This is a genomic window from Candidatus Oscillochloris fontis (genome assembly GCF_004138135.1).
GTDB lineage: Bacteria > Chloroflexota > Chloroflexia > Chloroflexales > Chloroflexaceae > Oscillochloris > Oscillochloris fontis.
Genome location: NZ_RYFD01000021.1, coordinates 13229 through 33437, shown reverse-complemented (window position 1 = coordinate 33437; position 20209 = coordinate 13229). Strand labels below are relative to the sequence as shown.

Sequence of the window (20209 nt, the reverse complement as noted above, 5' to 3'; positions counted from 1 at the left end):
CGTTGGTGGAGGGGATGGGATTGCGTGAGGGATGGGGGTTACAACTCTACAGGCTACAAAACCCGGTGGGGCGCATCACAACGCGCCCCACACCTATGCGTCTCTACCTAGAACATCAAGCCGCCATCAACCGAGAGCACCGTGCCGGTGATGAAACTGGCCTCATCGGATGCGAGGAAGAGGTAGGCATTGGCAATATCCTCAGACACACCGATGCGGCGGAGCGGGGTGCGCTCCTTCATCGACTCGATCACCTTGTCGGGTACCGAGGCGATCATGTCGGTCTGGATGAAACCGGGGGCGACCGCATTGACGCGGATACCACTTGGCCCCAGTTCGCGTGCCCAGGTCTTCGTCATGCCGATCACCCCGGACTTCGCGGCGACATAGTTGCTCTGGCCGAAGTTGCCATAGAGTGCCACCACCGAAGCGGCATTCAGGATGACCCCATTGCCGTGGGTGATCATATACGGGGCGGCGTATTTACTGCATAGCCAGACCCCCTTGAGGTTCACGCCGATCACCGCATCCCACTGATCCTCGGTCATCTTCTGCATGCGGGCATCGCGGGTAATGCCAGCATTATTAACCAGAATATTGATCCCGCCGCCCCACTCATTGGCCGCACGCATAGCAACCTCAACCGACTCGGTGCGGGCCGCATCGAGAAAGACCGCACGAGCCTGACCATCAGCCTGCTCGATCTCGGTTGCCACCGCCTGCGCGGCGGTCATATTCACATCAGCCACCACCACCTTGGCCCCTTCGCGGGCGAACGTGAGCGCGGTCTGACGACCAATTCCCTGCCCACCACCAGTAACGATGGCAACTTTGTTCTTCAGGCGCATAGTAGCGTGCTCCTCTGCACTAGGTTGTAGTTCAAATGACAGAAAGGGGCGCAGTGCATACTACGCCCCGATGGTGGGTCTTCTATTTACTCCGCTTGGCTAACCACGCATCAATCTGGGGCCAGACACGCTTGTTCGCGCCGCTGCCGACCATCATCCCGATATGGCCACCGCGCATATGCAGTAGTAGCTTATCCTTCGTGCCGACCTTATCCATCACGGTGGTGGATTGGCACGTGGGCACGATATGGTCTTTATCGGCAATCACATTCAGGAAGTTGCAGCGCAGGTTGCGCAGATCAACCAACTCGCCACGCAGACGCAGCGTCCCCTCCATCAGCCGATTTTCGCGGTAGAACTCCACCACCCACTGGCGGAAGGCGGCACCGGGGAAATCAACCAGATCGGTGACCCACTTATTCATAGCGAGGTACGAATCGACCACCGCCGGGTTGTCGAGGTTGTCCCACAGTTTGAAGTAGGTGCTGATGAAGTTCTCGACTGGCTTGAGCATTTTACTGCCATAGTCAATCATCGAACCGGGCATATTGCCATACTGGCGAACCAGTTCATCAACATTGTAGTACTCGGTGGTGAGCCAACGGTTGAATGGCCCGGCCTGCTTATCGGCAAAATCGAGCGGCGCGGTCAGCAGGATCAGGTTACGGATGCCATCATTGGGGCGCATGGCCGCATAGAGGGTGGTGAGCATCGCACCGATACACCAGCCCAACATACTAAACTCACGCCGCCCAATATGGCGCTGCATTGCCCGGACGATACGCGGCAGATAATCGAGCACATAATCGTCCATCTGGTAGTGGGCATCTTCGAGGCCAGGGCTGCCCCAATCTACCATATAGACATCATAGCCCTGGTGGAGCAGGTACTCGACAAAACTATTCCCGGGACGCAGATCGAAAATATCCGGGCGGTTGATCAAGGCAAAGATGAGCAGAAGCGGTACCGGATGGCGCTGTTCAGGCGGGAGTACTGGAGTGAAGTGGTAGAGCTTCGCCTTATTCAGCGTCCAGATGACCGTTTTAGGTGTCTGGCCGATCTTAACATCCAGACGATTCGCGGCGAGTTTGGCGAAGGTATCGCTACTCTTCGTAAATCGCTCAAGCTCTTCAAAAAAGCGCTTCGTCAAGACTTCGGGGTCGAGGGCCGGGTCTGGCACAGTAGTCATACGCTACTCCCTACGCTATGGGTTCGGCTGAAGGCAGGCGAAAGGCTCAGGTGTGCTCGCAGCTACTCACTCGTTGTGCGGCGGGTTCGTCGCGCAGCGGGCTTGGTAGCCGGATCACTCTCCGGGTTGGCTTCGGCAGCAGAAGCGTCCTCGGCGGGCTCAGCGACGAGGGCGGGAGTTGCCAGGGCGCGTAGGGCAGCCAGAATATCATCAAGACGGGCATCCATGTCGTCAAGCCGCATCTCGATGTTGGTCATCCGTTGGGCCAAACTGACCATTTCGGAGCGTGAGGGGAGATTCGCCTGCTTGAGATACGCCTCCATGTACTGGTTCATGGCCTTCTGCATTGGAGCTGAGGCGGCCAGCATGGTGTCGAGCTGGATACCGAGCGCCTTCGAGAAGGTTTCGGTATTCACCATGGTAGCCATACCCTTGGCCCAGGCATCCAGATTCGCATCGCGAATCGTGCGCCAAGTACCAACTGGGTCGGTGAAGTCGAACCCCTCGTTCTGGTTGGTGGTCATTCTGGATCTACTACTTTCTAGGTGATCGCCCGTGATCACCGCAACACTCCTGCTGTATGGGTGATGAGGACCGCAGTGAGAGTCCCGGCTAAATTTTACAGTATCACTCCTAGTTACACGAAGGTTACGAGGGAGAATCCTATGTTTGGTTGATGTTTGGCGGCGCAGCCGCCAAACATCAACCAAAAAAGATCTTCGGGGGCGGCGCAGCCGCCTCCGCCCCCCCCCACCGCCGTAGGCGGCATCCGTCCTACGACGGATTGACGCTCGGTTGGAAACTCCGTATACTTAGCCCGTAGCCTAATTAGACGATTGGCTAAATACTATGCAGAACGCACTCACCCAAACCATGCAGGCGCTTGCCGACCCAACGCGGCGGGCCATTCTTCAGATGCTGAATGATGGTGATATGACTGCCGGCGAGATCGCGGCGCGTTTTGCGATCACGGCACCGAGTGTGTCGCACCACCTGAATGTACTCAAAGCGGCGGAACTGGTGCTGACCCAGCGCCAGGGGCAGAAGATCATCTACCGCCTGAATACCACGGTGGTGCAGGAGATGTTGCAACAAATGATGCAGATCTTTCGGGTTGGTGGCCTAGAGCAGCGACCGACTGAAGGGGAGGAGAACGATGCGTAACCTACGCGCACTCTATGTGCTTGTGGCGGTGATGTTTATCAGTGGTTTGATTGCGCTCCCCTACATGCCCAATCCGGCTCCAATGCACTGGAATATTGCGGGTGAGGTGGATGGGTATGGACATCCGCTGCTGGCGGTTCTGTTGGCTCCGATCATCGCGTTGCTGATGGTGGTGCTGATGCCGCTCTTGCCCAAGTTCGATCCGCGCCGCGAGAACTATGCGAGCTTTGCGGGCAGTTACCACCAGATTATGACGGCGCTGGTGCTCTTTTTTGCGCTGGTGCATGGCCTAGTGATTGCCGCCGCCCTGGGCTGGCCGGTGAGTGTGCCGCGCACCATGATGGTGGGGATGGGTTTGCTCTTTGGCCTGATCGGGAATGTGTTGGGGCGTGTGCAGCCCAACTATTTTGTCGGTATCCGCACGCCATGGACGTTGGCCGATCCTGAGGTCTGGCGACGCAGCCATCGGGTGGGCGGGCGTATGTTTGTGGCTGCCGGGGCCTTCACGCTGCTGCTGGGCCTCTTTGCACCAGAGGTGGTGGGGTTTAGCCTCGGTCTGACGGCAATTCTGGTGGCGGCGTTTGGTTCGATGGCCTATTCCTATTGGGTCTCGCGCCAGCAGACGACGCGCTAACTGTTCACCCATGGGGTAACAAAGTCTCTGATTGACGCAAAGGCGCGAAGACGCAAAGGGTTCGATTGGGGTCTATCGTAAAGACTTTGCGCCTTGGCGTCTTTGCGTCAAAACCGAGATATTAGGTTCATGCCGCATGTATAGTTTCACGAGGAATGTTATGCCTACAACCATAGACCGCAAAGGACTGATTAGCTACATCGCGCTCTCGTTCGGCTTGGCCTGGTTGGTGGTGAGTCCGCTCTGGATCAGTGGCCAGGGCTTGGCCTTCCCTATGGCTCTGCCGCTGATGACGGCGATGATGTTTGCGCCCACTATCGCCGCGCTGGTTGTCTCGCGCTTCATTAGCCCACCCCAGGGCGATGCGCGCGATGCACTGGGCGTGCGTTTGGGCAAGGGGCGGCGCTGGGGGTGGTACTGGCTCTTTGCGTGGCTGCTAATCCCGCTGATCAACCTCGTGGCACCCTTTGTTGGCGCGGCCTTGGGTCTCATCCAGCTTGATCTGGTCAATTTTTCGGCCTACCGGGAACTCTTGGCCCAGGCCGAGGCGATCAGTGGCCCAGTACCCATCGCGGCCTCTACGTTGGTGATGATCCAGATCGCTGCTGCCTTTACGATTGCGCCGATCCTCAACGCGATTCCCACGCTGGGTGAGGAGTTGGGCTGGCGCGGTTACTTGTTGCCACAACTGCTCCCGCTCGGCCAGTGGCCTGCGCTGCTGATCAGCGGGGCGATCTGGGGGCTGTGGCACGCGCCGGTGATCCTGCTTGGCTACAACTACCCCGACCATCCCGTGTTGGGGGTGCTGTTGATGACCGGCTTCTGTATCATTTGGGGCATTCTCTTCGGATGGCTACGGCTGGCCACCGGGAGTGTCTGGCCGGCCATGATTGCCCACGGGGCGCTCAACGGGAGTGCCGGGATCACCTTCCTGCTGCTCCAGGCGGGGACGAGTTACGACACGGCGCTAACCGGGCCAACCGGGATGACCGGCTGGATCGTGCCTCTGTTGGTGATTGGGCTGTTGATGGGGGTGCGGCAGTTGCCGCTGCGCGATCCGCGTTGAGGGCTTGCATGGTACAACGAACTTCCAGGAAGTTTCGAGCTTCCTGGAAGTTCCATGGGAGCGGGGGTACCCCAACCTTATACCGTCTTGGAGAAGGCCATCCGCTCCGAAGTCTTCGCCAAGTGAGCATCCAACTCCATCGCCAACAGGCGCACGAAGAAGCGGCCCAGCGGCGTTACCTGGATGCGGTCGGGGAGCAACTCAATGAAGCCATCCTCGACATAGGCTTCCATACGCTCCAGATCCTCGCCCAAGGCATCCTGCAAGCTCATCCCATACGTGGTACGGGTCAGATCGTAGGGTAGTTCCAGGTTACACATCAGGTGCAGAATAACCTGCCGCCGCATCAGGTCGTCTTCAGTCAGCTTGTAGCCCTTAACGATGGGCAACTTACCGGCAGCAACCATCTTCTGGTACTTACCGAGGTGCGGCTCGTTCTGCACAAAGCGGCCAACGATATCGCTGATGCTGCTCATGCCGAAGGCGATCATATTCGAGGCCGGGCGGGTGGTATAGCCCATGAAGTTGCGGTGCAAGCGCCGCTCACGCGCTGCAATCGCCAACTCATCATCACGCTGGGCAAAGTGATCCATGCCCACCCAATCGTAGCCAGCCTCGCCCATCATGTCAATCGCCATGCGGAAGAGGCTAAACTTGGTGAAGGTATCGGGCAGCGCGGTGACATCAATCAGCTTCTGGTTGGACTTGACCCACGGCACATGCGCATAGCTGAAGCAGGCGATCCGGTCGGGGCGCAGATCGCGGATCGCGATCACCGTATCGCGGAAACTCTCGGCGGTCTGCTTGGGCAAGCCATAGACCATATCCACATTGACGCTGCTGAAACCCAACTCACGGCTGGCGCGGAAGAGCTTCTCGGTCAGATCAAACGGCTGGATGCGGCCAATCGCCTCTTGCACCGCCGGGTTGATATCCTGGACACCGAAACTGATGCGGTTGAACCCGAGTTCGCGGATCTGCTCAAGCTGTTCAACCGAACCGATGCGCGGATCAAACTCAATCGCCACTTCGCCGTCGGCACTAATCAGGAAATGCTCATTGAGCAGGCGCACCAGCCGCTCCATCTGGGGCTGGTTCAGAAAGTTGGGTGTACCGCCACCCCAATGCAACTGCACCACCTGACGTCGCGCCCCCAATTGGGGGACAACCAGATCCAATTCACGCTCAACATAATCCAGATACTTATCCACCACATCCGCGCGCGTTGTCACGGTTGCGTTACAACCACAATAGGTGCAGCGCTCGGCGCAGAAGGGCAGGTGAACATAGAGCGAGATCGGATCGTGGTTGCGGGTCGCGAGGTCATTCAACGCCTCACGATACTCCGCCTCGCCAAAAGACTCAGTCCACGCCGGTACGGTCGGGTAACTCGTATAGCGCGGGCCGGGTTTGTTATAACGCGCCAGCACCTCTGGCGTGATGACAACATCAGACATAATAGCTCCCATCAGTAATGACGGTAGGGATTCGGGAGCGGCTGCGCCGCTCCCGAAGATCATGTTGGTTGGTGTTTGGCGGCGCAGCCGCCAAACACCAACCAACATGATGATCAAAACCTAGCAACTCATCTGCGCATTGGGATCGCGGTGGCCGAACTCAGAGACCTCGGTGCCATCGAGCGGCAGGTTGAGCGTATTCTCGGCCTGGTGCTTGATCAGTTCGGGGTCATAGCGGTCGGGGATGGCACCACCGAAGGTGGTATCGGCAACCAGTTCGGGGTGCTCTTCCTTCATACGGGAGATCTCATCGCGGGTGAAGATGCGGCTCTCATCGAAGCCGAGGTCAACCTCCATCTGGCCACCGCGCATATGCACGCGGCCAATGTCGTAGAAGCGCTTCTCGAAGGTCGTCTTGGCGAAGGCGCGCAGACAGCCCATCATATACTTGCGCTTCTCCGGGTCCTTGATGAAGGGATACTCAAGGAACGCCTTGCGCATGTAGAAGCGGGCATAGTTGCGCAGCACACCCTTGAGCACGTCCTCACGCTCCATCAGGTCGGGCTTCATGATCGGGGTAACGAAGTTGTACTTGGAGTAGTCGCGCACCTCAACCCGGTCGCCGAGATCCTCAAAGAGTTCCGCGAAGGGCCAGGGGGTGTACATGTTCCAGTTGGCCATGTCCACCTTCCAATCGCGGGCGTAGTTATACGTCTCCTCGATCAGTTCAGGCGTCTCATTCTCCATACCCATGATGAACTGGGCCTCAGCGACCATTCCAGCGTCCTGGATGAGCTTAATTGCTTCCTTATTCTGGTCAATGGTGGTCTGCTTACGGAAGATCTCTAGGTTCATCTGGGCGGCAGCCTCGGTACCGAGCGAGATATGGATGAGGCCGGCCTTGCGCCACAAGGGCAAGAGCGCCTTATCGCGCATAATGTCGGTCACACGGGTATTGATACCCCAGAGCACCGGGAGCTTCCGCTTGGCCAGTTCTTCACACAGGGCGGTGAACTTCTTACGATTGAGGGTCGGCTCCTCATCGGCAAGAATGAAGAAGCCCACGTTATGATCGCGCACGAGCGTCTCAACCTCATCCACAAACTTCATGGGGTTGCGAGCGCGGTAGCGACGCCAGAACTTCCACTGCGAGCAGAAGCGGCAGGTGAAGGGGCAGCCACGGGCAAAGTTGGGTACTGCCACGCGAACATTCATGGGAACATAGATGTACTTGTCCCACTCCAGCAAGCTCCAATCGGGAGCCAACTGATCCAGATCGGCAATCGGGTCAGCGGCGGGGGTCGCCACAACCTTGCCATCTTCCAGGTAGGCAATACCCTTGATGTTGACGCGATCTTTGAGGTCGGTACCGGCCTCAATGCTGCGCATCAACTCAACAATGATCTCCTCAGCCTCACCACGAACGATATAATCAATCCAGGGTGCCTCGCTGAAGACCTGGGTATACATGAAGGTTGGGTGGATACCACCAAGGATGAGGCGCGCATTGGGGCGCTCCTCACGCGCCAGACGCAGCGTCTCTTGGGCCTTGAGGATCATGGGGGTGATCGCCGTGGCCATGATCACATCGGGCTTATTGATCCGGATGATTTCGCGCAGTTTATCGTTTTCAATATGGAAGGTCATCGCGTCGATAAAGCGCACATTCTCATAGCCAGCGCTCTTCAGCGCACCACCAATGTAGGGCACCCAGCTAGGCGGCCAGTTGCCCGCAATTTCGGCGCCACCCGCGTGGTAGTTCGGCTGGATCATCATGATCCGCATGTCGGTACTCCTTAGTTTGCCTTGGTAACGTTACGTAACATAGACCTTAGAGAACAATCTGATAGACACACGCCGCCCCGCCCTGCGCCTGACAAGCCGTTTCGCGCAGGGTGATGCGCGGATTAACAACGCGACGGAGCAACTGCGTAAAAGCACCGCAGTAGTAGCGGCACAGAACGGCGGCAATCGCCGTGGTGTCTCGATCCACCGGCTTGCCGATGCTCAGCCATGGGGTACGGCCGAGGTGGAAACTGAACTTCCCGCTCCCAGCAAATGTCCATGCATGTTTGCTGATCGCAAGGAGAAGCAGACGTAGCCCTAGCGGAGCGGGGAGCATGCCCACCAGGGTCTGGAACGGGCCGGGGATACGGTTGGCCCGCACATAGTCGGCGGTGCGCTCGCCCGAACGAAAGAGTATTTCACCCGCTCGCTCGCCCCCTAGGCGCGGGGTTAGCAACTCGACGAGCGCATGGAACTGCTCTTCGGGGATCATTTCGTGGGGGAGTTCGCTCAGATAGACCTCGGCCCCTCCGGCGAGAAGTTTGGGTAACTCCTCTGGCGCGTATACCTCGCGTAAGGCCGCGATTGTCTGAATGATCGCGTTTGGGCCGATCCTGGCCGCGTGCATGGTGGCCGGTACCACGGCATCCTCCAACCTTAGCCGACGGGAACCGCCGACCATGATGTGACCACTATGTAGTTCAGATTCTAGACTACACACACTATAGTACCGAGAGTGCCTGTCGTGGGAGAGCGAGAACCAACCAGGGGTTGTAGTGCCTTAACCAAAAATCTCGCTCAGATATAGTACATCACATCGCCACGTTGCTGGCGCTTGCGCTGACACAGGTCGTCGAGCGTGATCTGAGCCAGGATGTGTTCGATCTGGCCGCGCACATCATCCCAGACCGTATCAATCAACATGTCATCATCCGGCTCGGTTGGTACGAGATCCTCGCGGGTAGCCTCCGCCGGGAGTAATGGCCCCTCTAGCACGATGATCGCATCGCGGAGGGTGATCGTCTCCGGGCTGCGGGCTAACATATGCCCACCTTGCGGGCCACGCAGGCTCTCGATCAGCCCGGCCCGGCGCATGGTAATCAGTAACTGGTTTAAGTAGTTGACCGGAATGCCCTGGCGAATCGCAATCTCTTCGCTCTGGACTGGCCCTTCACCATAGCGCTGGGCGAGATCAAAGAGCGCACGCAGGCCGTAGTCGCCTTTGCTTGAGATGCGCATCGTTGCTCCTGGCCAAACGAAAGATCACGACTTAAGAAACATTGGCCTATCCTATCATTAGCTGTGCATTGCGTCAATTTTTTTGCCTTTAGGCATCAAGGCATGTGCAAAGTTCACCGCCGGTGGGGGGGGCGGGGGCGGCTGCGCCACCCCCGAAGAACTTTTTTGTGGTGTTTTGGCGGCTTCGCCGCCAAAACACCACAACAATTGGGTTTGGGGCATAGCCCCAAGGTCGTTGCACATGCCCTGCCTTTCGACAAATTTGTGCGTAGCGACAAAATAATTCGTGCAGAGATACACAAATTATAACACGGAAAGTTGGCAATGGTATACTAGATCGTATGAATCTCCCACGTTACACCACCGTCCTCTTTGATCTTGACGGCACACTCACCGACCCCTTCGAGGGTATTTCACGCTCAATCAACTACGCGCTCGAACGTCTAGGCCGCCCAGCTATTCCACTAGAGATCCTGCGCACCTGGATTGGCCCGTCGCTGCGCGATTCGTTTGCCAGCGTCTTGGATGAAGATCGCGGCTTGGTCGAGCAGGCGGTGGCCCTCTACCGCGAGCGCTACGGCCCCATCGGCAGCACCGAGAATCGCATCTACCCCGGCATCCCGGAGTTGCTGGGCGACCTCAGCGCGGCGGGGTGTGCGGTCTGTTTAGCCACCTCCAAACCCCAGATCTTTGCCCGCCACATCCTCGAACACTTCGGGCTAGAGCAGCACTTCAGCGTGATTGGTGGGGCCAGCCTCGACACCAGCCGCGAGCGTAAGGCCGATGTGATCGCCTATGTCCTCGACCAGTTACCACCGCAACGCCGCGAACGGGTCGTTATGGTCGGCGACCGCGAACACGATGTGGCGGGAGCCACTGAGCATGGCATCCCGGCGATTGGCGTGAGTTGGGGCTATGGGAGTGCTGAGGAGTTGAGTGTGGCTGGCGCAGTTGCCGTGGTGGAGCGGGTGGTGGATCTGCGTCCGTTGTTGGGCGTGTAAAAGAGGATAATTCCCCCCTCTCCCGTGTGCGGGAGAGGGGGGCTAGGGGGAGGAGGGGCGTCTCTACTATTCTTCGATGTTATCGTCGTCATCGCCCATATCTTGGTCAATCTCCTCCAGCCCCAACTCCTCTTCTTCGTCACCGCCGCCAATGTACTCCTCGACGCTGGAATCATCATCGTCGTTGGAATCATCGTCGTCAATAACGTCCTCGTACTCCTCGTAGCGCAGGCTCGAAACATACATCGCCCCCTCGCCAAGCTTGCCGGGGAAGGAGATGCGCCCACGCTGGCTGGGGTCCTGGTAGGTCTCGCGGATGAGCAAGCGCACCAGACGCGGATCAGTTTGGGCAATCGCCGCGATGTAACGATTGCCGCCGTTGATCAATTCGGCCAAGCGCTGGCCCAGTTTGGGTTCTAGGCGGCCAACCACCGTCCCATCGGCATCAATCACATAGACTGTGCGACCTTCGATACGAAAGTCCATCTTCTCGCCGGTGACCAGAGCATCAACCGCAGGGCTGCGCGGCACATCAATCAGCGTCGTCAGCGCGGTGCGCCCGGTTTCGGTAATGAAGAGCCGCAGATCAACCTGCTGGCGGGGGGAGCGATTCTCCTGGCCATGATCAAAGCCACGCGCCAGCAGGGCATCAAGACGCTGCACATTCTTGCGCGCAATCGCATTGGTCGGGAAGAGGCGCAACGCCTGCTGGTAGCAATCGTGGCTCTCGCTATACTGGCCAAGCTCCATCAGCGCCTTACCCATACGGTTGTAGGTATCGGGGTCTTCACCCAGGGTCAGAATCTGGCGATTGACCTCCAGCGCCTCTGCCCAATTATTCATCGCGGCCAGCTCAACCGCCTTCTCCTGAAGCTTGCGGCGCATCCGCATCTTCTCATCTTGCTTTGCCAAGGGTGCAACTCCTCATTCTTCTATTATGTAATCGGGTTCCTCGTTCATCGCGTAGGGGCGAAGCATCGCTCACCAATCTCATCCGCGTTCCCCAGGCTCCAGGTGGGGCGTGCTTCGCCCCTGAAGCGACCAGGGGCTGGTCTGGGTAATATGGACATGCGCAATCCGGCCTGTCCAATCCGCCGCATCGGAAAAGAAGACCAACTTGTTGCCAGGGCTGCGCCCGCGCCACTTCCCGCGTGATTCGCCCTCAACTAGCACATCAAGCGTCTGGCCGAGCAGCATGGTGCTACGCTCGGTTGCGATCCGTTCGTGGAGTTGCTCCATGGCAATGCGGCGCACCTGTTTCTGCTCTTCAGAAACCGCCAAACTCGGATCAGCCTCTTGTTCTGCGGCGACCGTACCGGGGCGGGACGAGAAGGCGGCGATATGGATCTTATCGAAACCGATCTCCTCACACAGCGCCAGGGTCTGTGCGAAGTCTGCGTCCGTCTCACCGGGATGACCCACGATCACATCGGTGGTCAGCGAAATGTGGGGCATCGCGGCACGAATGCGGGCGATCAGATCGCGGTAGCGAGCGGTCGTATAGCCGCGCTGCATCAACGCCAGCACCCGATCCGAGCCAGATTGCACCGGCAAGTTGATCTCCGGCATACAGCGCGGTAGGCTGGCGACCGTCTCGATTAGATCGTCGGTCATCCAGGCTGGATGGGAGGTGAGGAAGCGCAGCCGCAGCAGGCCAGGGATGGCGTGGACAGCCCGGATCAGATCGGCAAGTTGGGGGCGAGTGGGCAGATCGTGGCCCCAGGAATCGACAATCTGGCCGAGGAGGACAATCTCGCGTGCGCCGTGGTCAACAATCCGTGTCACCTCAGTGACAATCTCTTCGAGCGGGCGCGAGCGTTCGCGGCCACGCCGTTGGGGGATGACGCAATAGCTACAGCGCATATTGCAGCCATACTGAATGGGGACATGCACTGCTACCGGCGGATTGGCCGCATCGCGCACGGGGAGTACCGGCTCATCGAGGGTGTAGATCGGATTGGGGGCCAGTGCCACCACCGCATCTACCGCCGAGGGCGAGACGAAATGATTCACCATGGGCAGTTGGCGCTCGAAGATCGAGCGGTTGTGCGGCCCGACCATACAGCCCCACAAGACCACGATAGTATCGGGGTTCTCGCGCTTGACTCGTACCAACTCACCGAGTTTACCAATAATCCGTTCTTCAGCACTAGCGCGTACACTACACGAGTTGAGCACAATAAAACTGGCCTGCTCAGGGCGAGCCGCCGGGCTATAACCAACCCCTTGCAGTGCAGCCTCTAGCCGCTCGGAGTCGGAGATATTCATCTGGCAACCGACAGTCCAGACATAATAGCGCCGCGAGCGCGGAGTCGCGTCGCGGTCGGGTCGGGTCGGCGCGTCGAGGAAACGCAGATCCTGCATGCGCGTGATCTAGGGTCGCGGTTGGATCGAAGGAGTACCTTCAACCCAACCCCACAACCATGGAGCTACCAGACAATAATCGGCAGACCGTACTCAAGGCTCTTAGCGGCTGCCTCCGTGAGCAATTCGAGGCAGCGATAGGCATCGGATGTATGTGAAACCCCGGCCTTGATCAACATGGGGCCAAGTTCGGCCAGTTCGCGCTGGAGGCGTGCCGAGGAGCCAAAGAAGGCGTTATCTTCCTGACCCTCTTCATCCTCAAACGAGAGCCAAACGGGCTGATCAAAATCAACCGGCATGTAGTAGCTATTGATGCCTTGAAGGTTGATAAGGTGCTGAAAGCGTGACTTAACCAGATCGTCCCACACATCGGTAACGGTGCGATCCAGATCTTCATCATCAATCGCCGGGCCAGCGGCGATCACCTCTTCAATATCGAGACCCTGTTCGAGCCGCGCCGCGAAGCGCGAGAGTTGGTAGAGCGCACCCATGCGTTCCAGTGCCCCCTCCCAAACCTCGGTACCGGGCTGTGAGAGCAGATCTACATCAATCCCCTCCTCGCGCAGTTGATCCTGCACGGTGGCGACCGACTCATATTCCTCTTCGTATACCGTGCGATCCTCATCGGGTCGCATTGTGATCATCGAGCCGACCACAAGATCCAGCTCGGAAACAACCTCATCACTCATGGCAGAACATTCTCCTTGGGCGCAGAGCGCATACGAACTCTAGTATACCATATAGGTCGGGGCGCAACATCGGCCCTACGGGTAACTGTTCACACTTGGGGTAAAGGAAGCTTCTGATTGACGCCAAGGCGCAAAGACGCAAAGGTTTTGTTGAAGGCTTTGCGCCTTGGCGTCTTTGCGTCAAAACCGGAATGCTAGGAGAACTGTGAACAATTACCCCTACGGCGGGTATCTAGGGCATGGGCAAAGTCATTGGGGCTGCGCCCCAAACCCTCATTTTTATGGTGTTTTGGCGGCGAAGCCGCCAAGCAATAACCCGAAAAGTGTAAAGGCTTTTTTACCTTGACAGCATGCCAGCAGCGTGATACACTACCAGCGAAATTCATTTTGTCTATATCTTGTAAGCAATATAACGAATTACTACCAAATATAGACAAACATCTTCTTTCGCTAGACATCAACCCCCAACATTTCGTCAACTTACTACTTACACTCCGATCAGTACCGGTCGGGGTTGTATGTTGTTTTGCCTACGGATTCGCCAATCAAGAAGCAAGGATTGCTATGACCACGCCAGCCGCCGCACCACCGGCCGCCCTCAGCGAGATTGCCCGGACGGTGCTGAAGAAGCGCTACCTGATCAAAGATGAGCAGGGGAAGGTGACGGAGACCCCAGAGACGATGTTTCGGCGCGTTGCCGAGACGATTGCGCAGATTGATGCGCGTTATGGGGCGACGCCGAGCCAAGTTAAGGCCCGCGCCGACACCTTCTACCATATGATGACGCAGGGCTTGTTTGAGCCGAATAGCCCGACCCTGATGAATGCCGGACGGCCATTGGGGATGTTGAGTGCCTGTTTCGTCCTGCCTGTGGATGATAGCCTGGAGAGTATCTACGAGACGATGAAGCACGCCGCATTGGTGCATCAGAGCGGCGGCGGTACCGGCTTCTCCTTCTCGCGCCTGCGCCCACATAACGACATTGTGCGCTCCACCATGGGCGTGGCGTCGGGGCCGGTCAGTTTTATGGAGGTCTATAACTACTCGACCGAGGCGATCAAGCAGGGTGGCACCCGCCGGGGGGCCAATATGGGGATCCTGCGCTGCGATCACCCCGATATTCTGCACTTTATTAGTGTCAAACAAGACCTCTCGCGGGTGACCAATTTTAATATCTCGGTGGCCGTTACCGATGCCTTTATGCGGGCGGTGGCCAATGATGAGGAGTATGATCTGCTCAACCCGCGCACTGGTCAGGTGCAACTGGCCGTCCGCGAGGCGCTCAAGCACCCCTTTACGGGTGAAGTGCTGGTGGAGGCCAATCAGCCCATGCGCCTGCGCGCACGGGTGGTTTTCGACCTGATCATCCAGTGTGCGCACGCCACCGGCGAACCGGGCCTCTTCTTTGTAGACCGTACCAATGAAGGCAATCCCGTTCCGGCGCTTGGGGAGTATGAGGCAACCAATCCGTTAAGCCTAGCGGCCTAAGCGAGTGATCGTTTAGGAAAACCTCGAATATCGGAGGAAGCCCGCTGGGGTCACTCCGACGCACAGCCCGTAAGGGAAGGCGCGAGAGAGCGACAAGAGGCATCTCGGTTCTGAGATGGTGATGCGCTCCGACCTGCACGTATAGTTGAAGGTGCAGCGTGTGGCAGAAATGACCACACCCCCCGCAAGGGGTGTAACAGACGTGGTGGTGAACAGCCGTTGCTCCCGTATGATTCGTGTAATTTGGGTAGTGTCAATTTGGGTCTCTTTGTCACCGCCAAGCAGACGGTGGATTGGGATAACCTGCGCACGGTGGTGCATGAGAGTACGCGCTTCTTGGACAATGTGATTGATGCCAACCACTACCCCTTGCCCCAGATCGGCGATCTGAGCCAGCGCATTCGGCGTATTGGCCTGGGGGTGATGGGCTGGGCGGATATGTTGGTCAAACTGGGGATCTCCTACGCTTCCGACGAGGCGATTGAGTTGGCGCGTGAGGTGATGGCGTTTGTGGATGAGGAGAGCAAGGTTGCCTCGGAACAATTAGCGCGGGAGCGTGGCACCTTTGCGGAGTGGGAGCAGAGTGTGTGGGGGCCAGATGCAACCTGCGCCCGCCGCCCGGATGGATCGCGCCTCCAGCCCTTCCGTGAACTGCGGAATTGTAATGTGACCACCGTTGCCCCCACGGGGACGATCAGTATCATTGCGGGTTGCTCGTCGGGGATTGAGCCGCTCTTCGCGATTGCCTTCTGGCGCCACCAAGCCGATGCGCGCATGCTCGATGTGAATGAGCAGTTTGTGGCCCAGGCGCAGCGCGAGGGCTGGTATAGCCAGGATTTGATGGAGCGCATCGCTGATAGTGGTCACATCCACCACTCCGAAGTCCCCGCCGAGGTGCAACGGGTCTGGACGACGGCCCACGATATTGCCCCGGAGTGGCATGTGCGTACCCAGGCCGCGTTCCAGGAATCGGTGGATAGCGCGATCTCCAAGACGATCAATATGCCCAACGAGGCCACGCCCGATGATGTGCGGGCGGCGTATGAACTGGCCTTCAACCTGGGATGCAAGGGCATCACCGTCTACCGCGATGGTTCGCGCAGCAACCAGGTGCTCTCGACGGGCAGCGGCGAGAAGGAGAAGGCTGCCGAGTCGGCTCCGGTGGTCATCGAGCAGCCGATCACGCCGCGTACCATCCCCGCCGATGGCCTGCCCAGCCACTCCTTCCCCGTCCAAACCCCGTTGGGCAAACTGCGCCTCTTCGTCACCGAATTGGACGAGAAGCCGTTTGAGGTCTTCGCCATTATTGGGCGGGCGGGCAGCGACGTGATGGCCTTCACCGAGGCGATTGGGCGGCTGACCTCGTTGGCGCTCCGCTGTGGCGTGCCGGTCAAGTTGATCGCCGAGCAACTCCGTGGGATTGGCGGGGCCAGCAGTGCTGGTTTCGGCCCCAACCGGGTACGCTCGGTGCCCGACGCCATCGGTAAGTTGCTCCAGGAACATTATGTCAACCCAGATCACCCGGAGCGCCCCAAGAGCCTCAAGTCGAGCGACCTCCCGCCGAGCGTCGCGGTCGTGATCGAGCACCCGGTCAGTTCGGGAGAGATCTGCCCCGACTGCCAGAATGCAACCTTGATGAATGAGGAGGGCTGCCGCAAGTGCCACACCTGTGGGTATAGCGAGTGCTAGAAGTGAACGCTGGGGAGGTGTTAGCACACCTCCCCAGGTCTTATTCGACACCCTCCGCACCCCTCAATCGGTATATGGATATAACCATCTACCAATGAGAGGGGATCTGCCATGTCCAACCTTGCGCATACTTGGTATCGTCGTCCGCAACTCATTGCCGCCGCCGTCTGCATCGTCCTGGGGCTGCTGATCCTCATTGTTGGCCCTAGCCTCCGCACCTCCGCCCCGCTTCCCGCCGACGACCTCGCCCTCACTACCTTTGTCGAACCTGATCCCGCGCCCATCGCCCCGATTGCGCCCACCACCATCCCCGATGTGATCGTGTATATTAGTGGGGCCGTCGCCGCGCCCGATGTCTACCGCCTCCCCGCCGATGCGCGCGTGCTCGATGTCGTACTCGCCGCCGGTGGTCTGCTGGCTGATGCGGCCAGTGAGCAGATCAATCTGGCCGCGCCGCTTACCGATGCTCAACACATCCACATCCCCCGCCAGAGCGATCCCGCTGCTGTGCCCGCCCCCGCCGAGGTCGCGGCGGCAAGTTCGGGTGGCGCGATCAATATCAACCGTGCCAGTGCGGTTGACCTTGAAGAACTGCCGGGGATTGGTCAAGCTCTCGCGGCGCGCATTGTGGCCTACCGCGATCAGCAAGGCCCCTTCGGTTCGGTCGAGGATCTTCAGCAGGTGAGCGGTATCGGAGAATCGCTCTTCAACCAGATCCGCCCGTTGGTTACGGTGAATTAGGAGACGCTATGCGCCAGACCAAGATCGTCGCCACGCTTGGCCCAGCTACCAACACCCCCGAACGTATCGCGGGCCTCATCCGCGCTGGAATGGACGTTGCGCGGCTCAACTTCTCCCACGGCACCCACGCCGAACACGCCGCCCGCATCGCCATGGTGCGCCGCGCTGCCGCTGAAACTGGGCATCAGGTGGCGATCCTTCAGGATCTCCAGGGGCCGAAGATCCGCACCGGCCCGCTCCTCGCGGGCCAGCCGGTTGATCTCGTCGCTGGCCAGCACTTCACCATCACCAGCGATCCGATCCTCGGTGATGCTACCCGCGTCAGTACCACCTACCAAGCACTGCCCCACGATGTGCAGCCCGCTGATCGCATCCTGCTCTCCGATGGCCTGATCGAATTGCGGGTTCTTAGCCATACCGACCACTCGGTGACGACCGAGGTGGTCCACGGTGGACGTCTCAAGCAGCATCAGGGGATCAATCTGCCCGGTGTGCGCGTGAGTGCCCCCGCTGCCACCTCCAAGGATCTGGAGGATCTGCGCTTTGGCTTGGAGCAGGGTGTGGATTATGTGGCGCTCTCGTTTGTGCGCACCGCCAGCGATATTCTTCAGGTGAAGGAGATTATCAGCGCGGCGGGCAAGACCACCCCGGTGATCGCCAAGATCGAGCGCCCCGAAGCCTTGGATGTGCTCCCAGAGATTCTCGCCGTCGCTGACGCGATCATGGTGGCCCGTGGCGACTTAGGGGTTGAGATGCCACCCGAACGGGTGCCGCTGGTGCAGAAGCAGATTATTGATGCCGCCAATCGCGCCCTCATTCCGGTCATCACCGCTACCCAGATGCTCGAATCGATGATCCAGAACCCGCGCCCCACTCGCGCCGAGGCCAGCGATGTGGCCAACGCGATCATTGATGGTACCGATGCGATTATGCTCAGTGGCGAGACGGCAGCCGGCAATTACCCACTTGAAGCCGTCTCCATGATGGCGCTGATTGCCGACTCCATCGAGTCAAGTGGCCGCCACGCCGATCATAATGCCGTCCCGCGTTGGGCCTTACCGGAGGTGCAGAGTACCCCGCGTGCGATTGCCGCCGCTGCCTGTACGATTGCCACCTCGCTGCCTATTCGCGCCATCGCCGTCCTCACCCAGAGCGGCACCAGTGCCCGCCTCGTCTCCCACTATCGCCCGTCCGTGCCGATCATCGCCTTCTGCCCCAGCGCCGAAACCTGCCGCCGTACCAGTCTCTATTGGGGTGTCACTTCCTTTGAAGTTGCCGCTTACGACCAGATCGTGGCGATTGAACAGCAGATCCTCCACCTGCTCCACCACCACGGCTTCGCTCAACCCGGCGATCTGATCGCGCTCACCGGCGGCCATCCGATCTATCGCTATGGGGCTACCAACTTCCTCAAGGTGTTGGCGGTGCCGTAGTCGCACCGATGTAGGGGCGCGTCGCGACGCGCCCCTACGCGATGATCCGTAACCACTCTAATAACAAGTACTACACTTCACAAATAATCAGTCAAAATAAACCTAAAAAAACTATCTCGCACAACCAACTTTATACGATCAATCCAATAGAAAACCCCAAACTACCTGCTATACTTACGACATACCCACGTGACACCGATGTAGTTCCTCAATGTTGCTCCTCTGCACTGATGCAGTAACCTCGCCTGTCTACGCTTAGACACCATTTCTTATTCGTGACTTACATCTGAATCTTTCGCTTTGGCCATGTAGGCTAAATCAATCTATCAACAGTACGTTGATGGGCTTGCCAAAGTATGCGCAACGTTCATAGGGCTATGCCCATACGTATGAAGTTATGCCTCCCGGCGGGGGTTCGGAGGAGGCGAAACCTCCCCCGAAGAACTCTTTTTCTCTGCTTTTGGCGGCAAAGCCGCCAAAAGCAGAGAAAAAAGCGGATTTGGGGCACAGCCCCAATCTTCACCGAAGGTGGACGTTGCCAACATCGGGTCATACTTTTCTCTCTGATAACGACGACAAGAGGAGCACAATCATGCGTCAGGTAGCCTTCTACGGCAAGGGTGGTATCGGCAAGTCAACCACTCAGCAGAACACGGCGGCAGCGTTCGCCTCGATGGGCAATAAGCTGATGGTGGTGGGCTGTGACCCCAAGGCCGATTGTACGCGCCTCCTCCTCGGTGGCACCCGCCAGCTTTCGGTGCTCGATGCCCTGCGCGATACTGGCCCTGAAAGTGTCGAAATTGATACGGTGCTGGTCAAGGGCTATGGTGATGTCAAGTGTGTCGAGGCCGGTGGCCCTGAACCTGGTGTCGGTTGTGGTGGCCGTGGTGTTATTACCGCCATCCAGACCCTAGAGACGCTCGGTGCCTACAAGGCCGAACTCGACTATGTATTCTATGACGTACTCGGCGACGTGGTCTGTGGTGGGTTTGCCATGCCCATTCGTGAGGGCTACGCCGAAGAGATCTATATCGTCTGCTCCGGTGAGTATATGGCCCTCTTCGCCGCCAACAATATCGCCAAGGGTATCAAGAAGTTTGGCGAGCGTGGCTATGCCCGCCTCGGTGGCCTGATCTGCAACTCGCGTATGGTCGAGAATGAGTACGAGATGGTGGCCGAGTTCGCCAAGCGCATCAACTCCAAGCTCATCCACTTTGTCCCGCGTAGCAAGGATGTCCAGCGTGCCGAGATCAACCGCAAGACGGTGATCGAGTTCGATCCTGCACTCCCCCAGGCCGATGAGTATCGCCAGTTGGCCAGCAAGATCGAGGCCAATAAGGACTTCACCATCCCCACCCCGATGACTCAGGACGATCTTGAGGAACTGATGCGCGACTACGGGATTGTGGATTAGGGTTCTAG

Annotated in this window: 19 protein-coding genes; 9 read left to right on the top strand and 10 right to left on the bottom strand. The window is 58.5% G+C overall.

The window, feature by feature from the left end:
- Positions 1-107: 107 nt before the first annotated feature.
- The 3 genes from fabG to EKD03_RS09765 form a co-directional block, all read right to left on the bottom strand.
- Positions 108-848: a 3-oxoacyl-ACP reductase FabG gene (fabG, locus tag EKD03_RS09775; protein ID WP_129630049.1), complete on the bottom strand. Its 741-nt coding sequence runs from the start codon at positions 846-848 to the stop codon at positions 108-110.
- An 82-nt stretch (positions 849-930) separates the two neighbouring features.
- Positions 931-2037, bottom strand: a complete 1107-nt coding sequence (locus EKD03_RS09770; RefSeq protein ID WP_129630047.1) for a PHA/PHB synthase family protein — start codon at positions 2035-2037, stop codon at positions 931-933.
- 62 nt (positions 2038-2099) lie between these two features.
- Positions 2100-2561, bottom strand: a complete 462-nt coding sequence (locus EKD03_RS09765; protein ID WP_129630045.1) for a poly(R)-hydroxyalkanoic acid synthase subunit PhaE — start codon at positions 2559-2561, stop codon at positions 2100-2102.
- Between the two features lie 325 nt (positions 2562-2886).
- Here EKD03_RS09765 and EKD03_RS09760 point away from each other — a divergent pair, with 325 nt between their 5' ends.
- The 3 genes from EKD03_RS09760 (at position 2887) to EKD03_RS09750 (ending at position 4901) form a co-directional block, all read left to right on the top strand.
- Positions 2887-3201 carry an autorepressor SdpR family transcription factor gene (locus tag EKD03_RS09760; RefSeq protein WP_129630043.1) on the top strand — a complete coding sequence of 105 codons (315 nt, stop codon included), beginning with the start codon at positions 2887-2889 and terminating at the stop codon, positions 3199-3201.
- Positions 3194-3835, top strand: coding sequence for an SdpI family protein (locus EKD03_RS09755; RefSeq protein ID WP_129630041.1), 642 nt, complete (start codon positions 3194-3196; stop codon positions 3833-3835). Before EKD03_RS09760 ends, EKD03_RS09755 begins: the two co-directional genes overlap by 8 nt.
- A 160-nt stretch (positions 3836-3995) precedes the next feature.
- Positions 3996-4901, top strand: a complete 906-nt coding sequence (locus EKD03_RS09750; RefSeq protein WP_129630039.1) for a CPBP family intramembrane glutamic endopeptidase — start codon at positions 3996-3998, stop codon at positions 4899-4901.
- A 77-nt stretch (positions 4902-4978) separates the two neighbouring features.
- Here EKD03_RS09750 and hemN read toward each other — a convergent pair whose 3' ends face one another.
- The 4 genes from hemN to EKD03_RS09730 form a co-directional block, all read right to left on the bottom strand.
- Positions 4979-6358, bottom strand: a complete 1380-nt coding sequence (hemN, locus tag EKD03_RS09745; protein ID WP_129630037.1) for an oxygen-independent coproporphyrinogen III oxidase — start codon at positions 6356-6358, stop codon at positions 4979-4981.
- 120 nt (positions 6359-6478) lie between these two features.
- Positions 6479-8143 carry a magnesium-protoporphyrin IX monomethyl ester anaerobic oxidative cyclase gene (bchE, locus tag EKD03_RS09740; RefSeq protein WP_129630036.1) on the bottom strand — a complete coding sequence of 555 codons (1665 nt, stop codon included), beginning with the start codon at positions 8141-8143 and terminating at the stop codon, positions 6479-6481.
- A 46-nt stretch (positions 8144-8189) separates the two neighbouring features.
- Positions 8190-8786, bottom strand: a complete 597-nt coding sequence (gene bchJ / locus EKD03_RS09735; RefSeq protein WP_238613472.1) for a bacteriochlorophyll 4-vinyl reductase — start codon at positions 8784-8786, stop codon at positions 8190-8192.
- 155 nt (positions 8787-8941) lie between these two features.
- Entirely contained in the window at positions 8942-9382 is a 441-nt protein-coding gene (locus EKD03_RS09730) for an RrF2 family transcriptional regulator (protein ID WP_129630034.1), read from the bottom strand.
- 341 nt (positions 9383-9723) lie between these two features.
- Between EKD03_RS09730 and EKD03_RS09720 the strand changes: the two genes are divergently transcribed.
- Positions 9724-10383: an HAD family hydrolase gene (locus tag EKD03_RS09720; RefSeq protein WP_129630031.1), complete on the top strand. Its 660-nt coding sequence runs from the start codon at positions 9724-9726 to the stop codon at positions 10381-10383.
- Positions 10384-10449: 66 nt separating this feature from the next.
- Here the strand turns inward: EKD03_RS09720 and EKD03_RS09715 are convergent, their stop codons facing one another.
- The 3 genes from EKD03_RS09715 to EKD03_RS09705 form a co-directional block, all read right to left on the bottom strand.
- Positions 10450-11295, bottom strand: coding sequence for a tetratricopeptide repeat protein (locus EKD03_RS09715; RefSeq protein ID WP_338030939.1), 846 nt, complete (start codon positions 11293-11295; stop codon positions 10450-10452).
- Between the two features lie 78 nt (positions 11296-11373).
- Positions 11374-12747 carry a MiaB/RimO family radical SAM methylthiotransferase gene (locus EKD03_RS09710; RefSeq protein ID WP_129630029.1) on the bottom strand — a complete coding sequence of 458 codons (1374 nt, stop codon included), beginning with the start codon at positions 12745-12747 and terminating at the stop codon, positions 11374-11376.
- A gap of 65 nt (positions 12748-12812) precedes the next feature.
- On the bottom strand, positions 12813-13436 hold the full coding sequence (locus EKD03_RS09705; protein WP_129630027.1) for a hypothetical protein: 624 nt from the start codon (positions 13434-13436) through the stop codon (positions 12813-12815).
- Between the two features lie 564 nt (positions 13437-14000).
- Here EKD03_RS09705 and EKD03_RS09700 point away from each other — a divergent pair.
- From EKD03_RS09700 to nifH, 5 genes are all read left to right on the top strand, one after another.
- Positions 14001-14924, top strand: coding sequence for a ribonucleotide reductase N-terminal alpha domain-containing protein (locus EKD03_RS09700; protein ID WP_238613471.1), 924 nt, complete (start codon positions 14001-14003; stop codon positions 14922-14924).
- Between the two features lie 219 nt (positions 14925-15143).
- Entirely contained in the window at positions 15144-16613 is a 1470-nt protein-coding gene (locus tag EKD03_RS09695) for a TSCPD domain-containing protein (RefSeq protein ID WP_274542409.1), read from the top strand.
- A 111-nt stretch (positions 16614-16724) separates the two neighbouring features.
- Positions 16725-17354, top strand: coding sequence for a ComEA family DNA-binding protein (locus EKD03_RS09690; RefSeq protein ID WP_129630024.1), 630 nt, complete (start codon positions 16725-16727; stop codon positions 17352-17354).
- An 8-nt stretch (positions 17355-17362) separates the two neighbouring features.
- Positions 17363-18787, top strand: a complete 1425-nt coding sequence (gene pyk, locus EKD03_RS09685; RefSeq protein ID WP_129630022.1) for a pyruvate kinase — start codon at positions 17363-17365, stop codon at positions 18785-18787.
- 592 nt (positions 18788-19379) lie between these two features.
- The gene (gene nifH / locus EKD03_RS09680) at positions 19380-20201 is read left to right on the top strand and encodes a nitrogenase iron protein (protein WP_129630020.1); all 822 of its coding nucleotides are present in this window, start codon (positions 19380-19382) and stop codon (positions 20199-20201) included.
- Positions 20202-20209: the final 8 nt, after the last annotated feature.

Bases quoted from the DNA above. Each gene is read 5' to 3' on its own strand.
- fabG (WP_129630049.1), bottom strand. From the start codon at position 848: ATGCGCCTGAAGAACAAAGTTGCCATCGTTACTGGTGGTGGGCAGGGA.
- EKD03_RS09770 (WP_129630047.1), bottom strand. From the start codon at position 2,037: ATGACTACTGTGCCAGACCCGGCCCTCGACCCCGAAGTCTTGACGAAG.
- EKD03_RS09765 (WP_129630045.1), bottom strand. From the start codon at position 2,561: ATGACCACCAACCAGAACGAGGGGTTCGACTTCACCGACCCAGTTGGT.
- EKD03_RS09760 (WP_129630043.1), top strand. From the start codon at position 2,887: ATGCAGAACGCACTCACCCAAACCATGCAGGCGCTTGCCGACCCAACG.
- EKD03_RS09755 (WP_129630041.1), top strand. From the start codon at position 3,194: ATGCGTAACCTACGCGCACTCTATGTGCTTGTGGCGGTGATGTTTATC.
- EKD03_RS09750 (WP_129630039.1), top strand. From the start codon at position 3,996: ATGCCTACAACCATAGACCGCAAAGGACTGATTAGCTACATCGCGCTC.
- hemN (WP_129630037.1), bottom strand. From the start codon at position 6,358: ATGTCTGATGTTGTCATCACGCCAGAGGTGCTGGCGCGTTATAACAAA.
- bchE (WP_129630036.1), bottom strand. From the start codon at position 8,143: ATGCGGATCATGATGATCCAGCCGAACTACCACGCGGGTGGCGCCGAA.
- EKD03_RS09730 (WP_129630034.1), bottom strand. From the start codon at position 9,382: ATGCGCATCTCAAGCAAAGGCGACTACGGCCTGCGTGCGCTCTTTGAT.
- EKD03_RS09720 (WP_129630031.1), top strand. From the start codon at position 9,724: ATGAATCTCCCACGTTACACCACCGTCCTCTTTGATCTTGACGGCACA.
- EKD03_RS09710 (WP_129630029.1), bottom strand. From the start codon at position 12,747: ATGCAGGATCTGCGTTTCCTCGACGCGCCGACCCGACCCGACCGCGAC.
- EKD03_RS09705 (WP_129630027.1), bottom strand. From the start codon at position 13,436: ATGAGTGATGAGGTTGTTTCCGAGCTGGATCTTGTGGTCGGCTCGATG.
- EKD03_RS09700 (WP_238613471.1), top strand. From the start codon at position 14,001: ATGACCACGCCAGCCGCCGCACCACCGGCCGCCCTCAGCGAGATTGCC.
- EKD03_RS09690 (WP_129630024.1), top strand. From the start codon at position 16,725: ATGTCCAACCTTGCGCATACTTGGTATCGTCGTCCGCAACTCATTGCC.
- pyk (WP_129630022.1), top strand. From the start codon at position 17,363: ATGCGCCAGACCAAGATCGTCGCCACGCTTGGCCCAGCTACCAACACC.
- nifH (WP_129630020.1), top strand. From the start codon at position 19,380: ATGCGTCAGGTAGCCTTCTACGGCAAGGGTGGTATCGGCAAGTCAACC.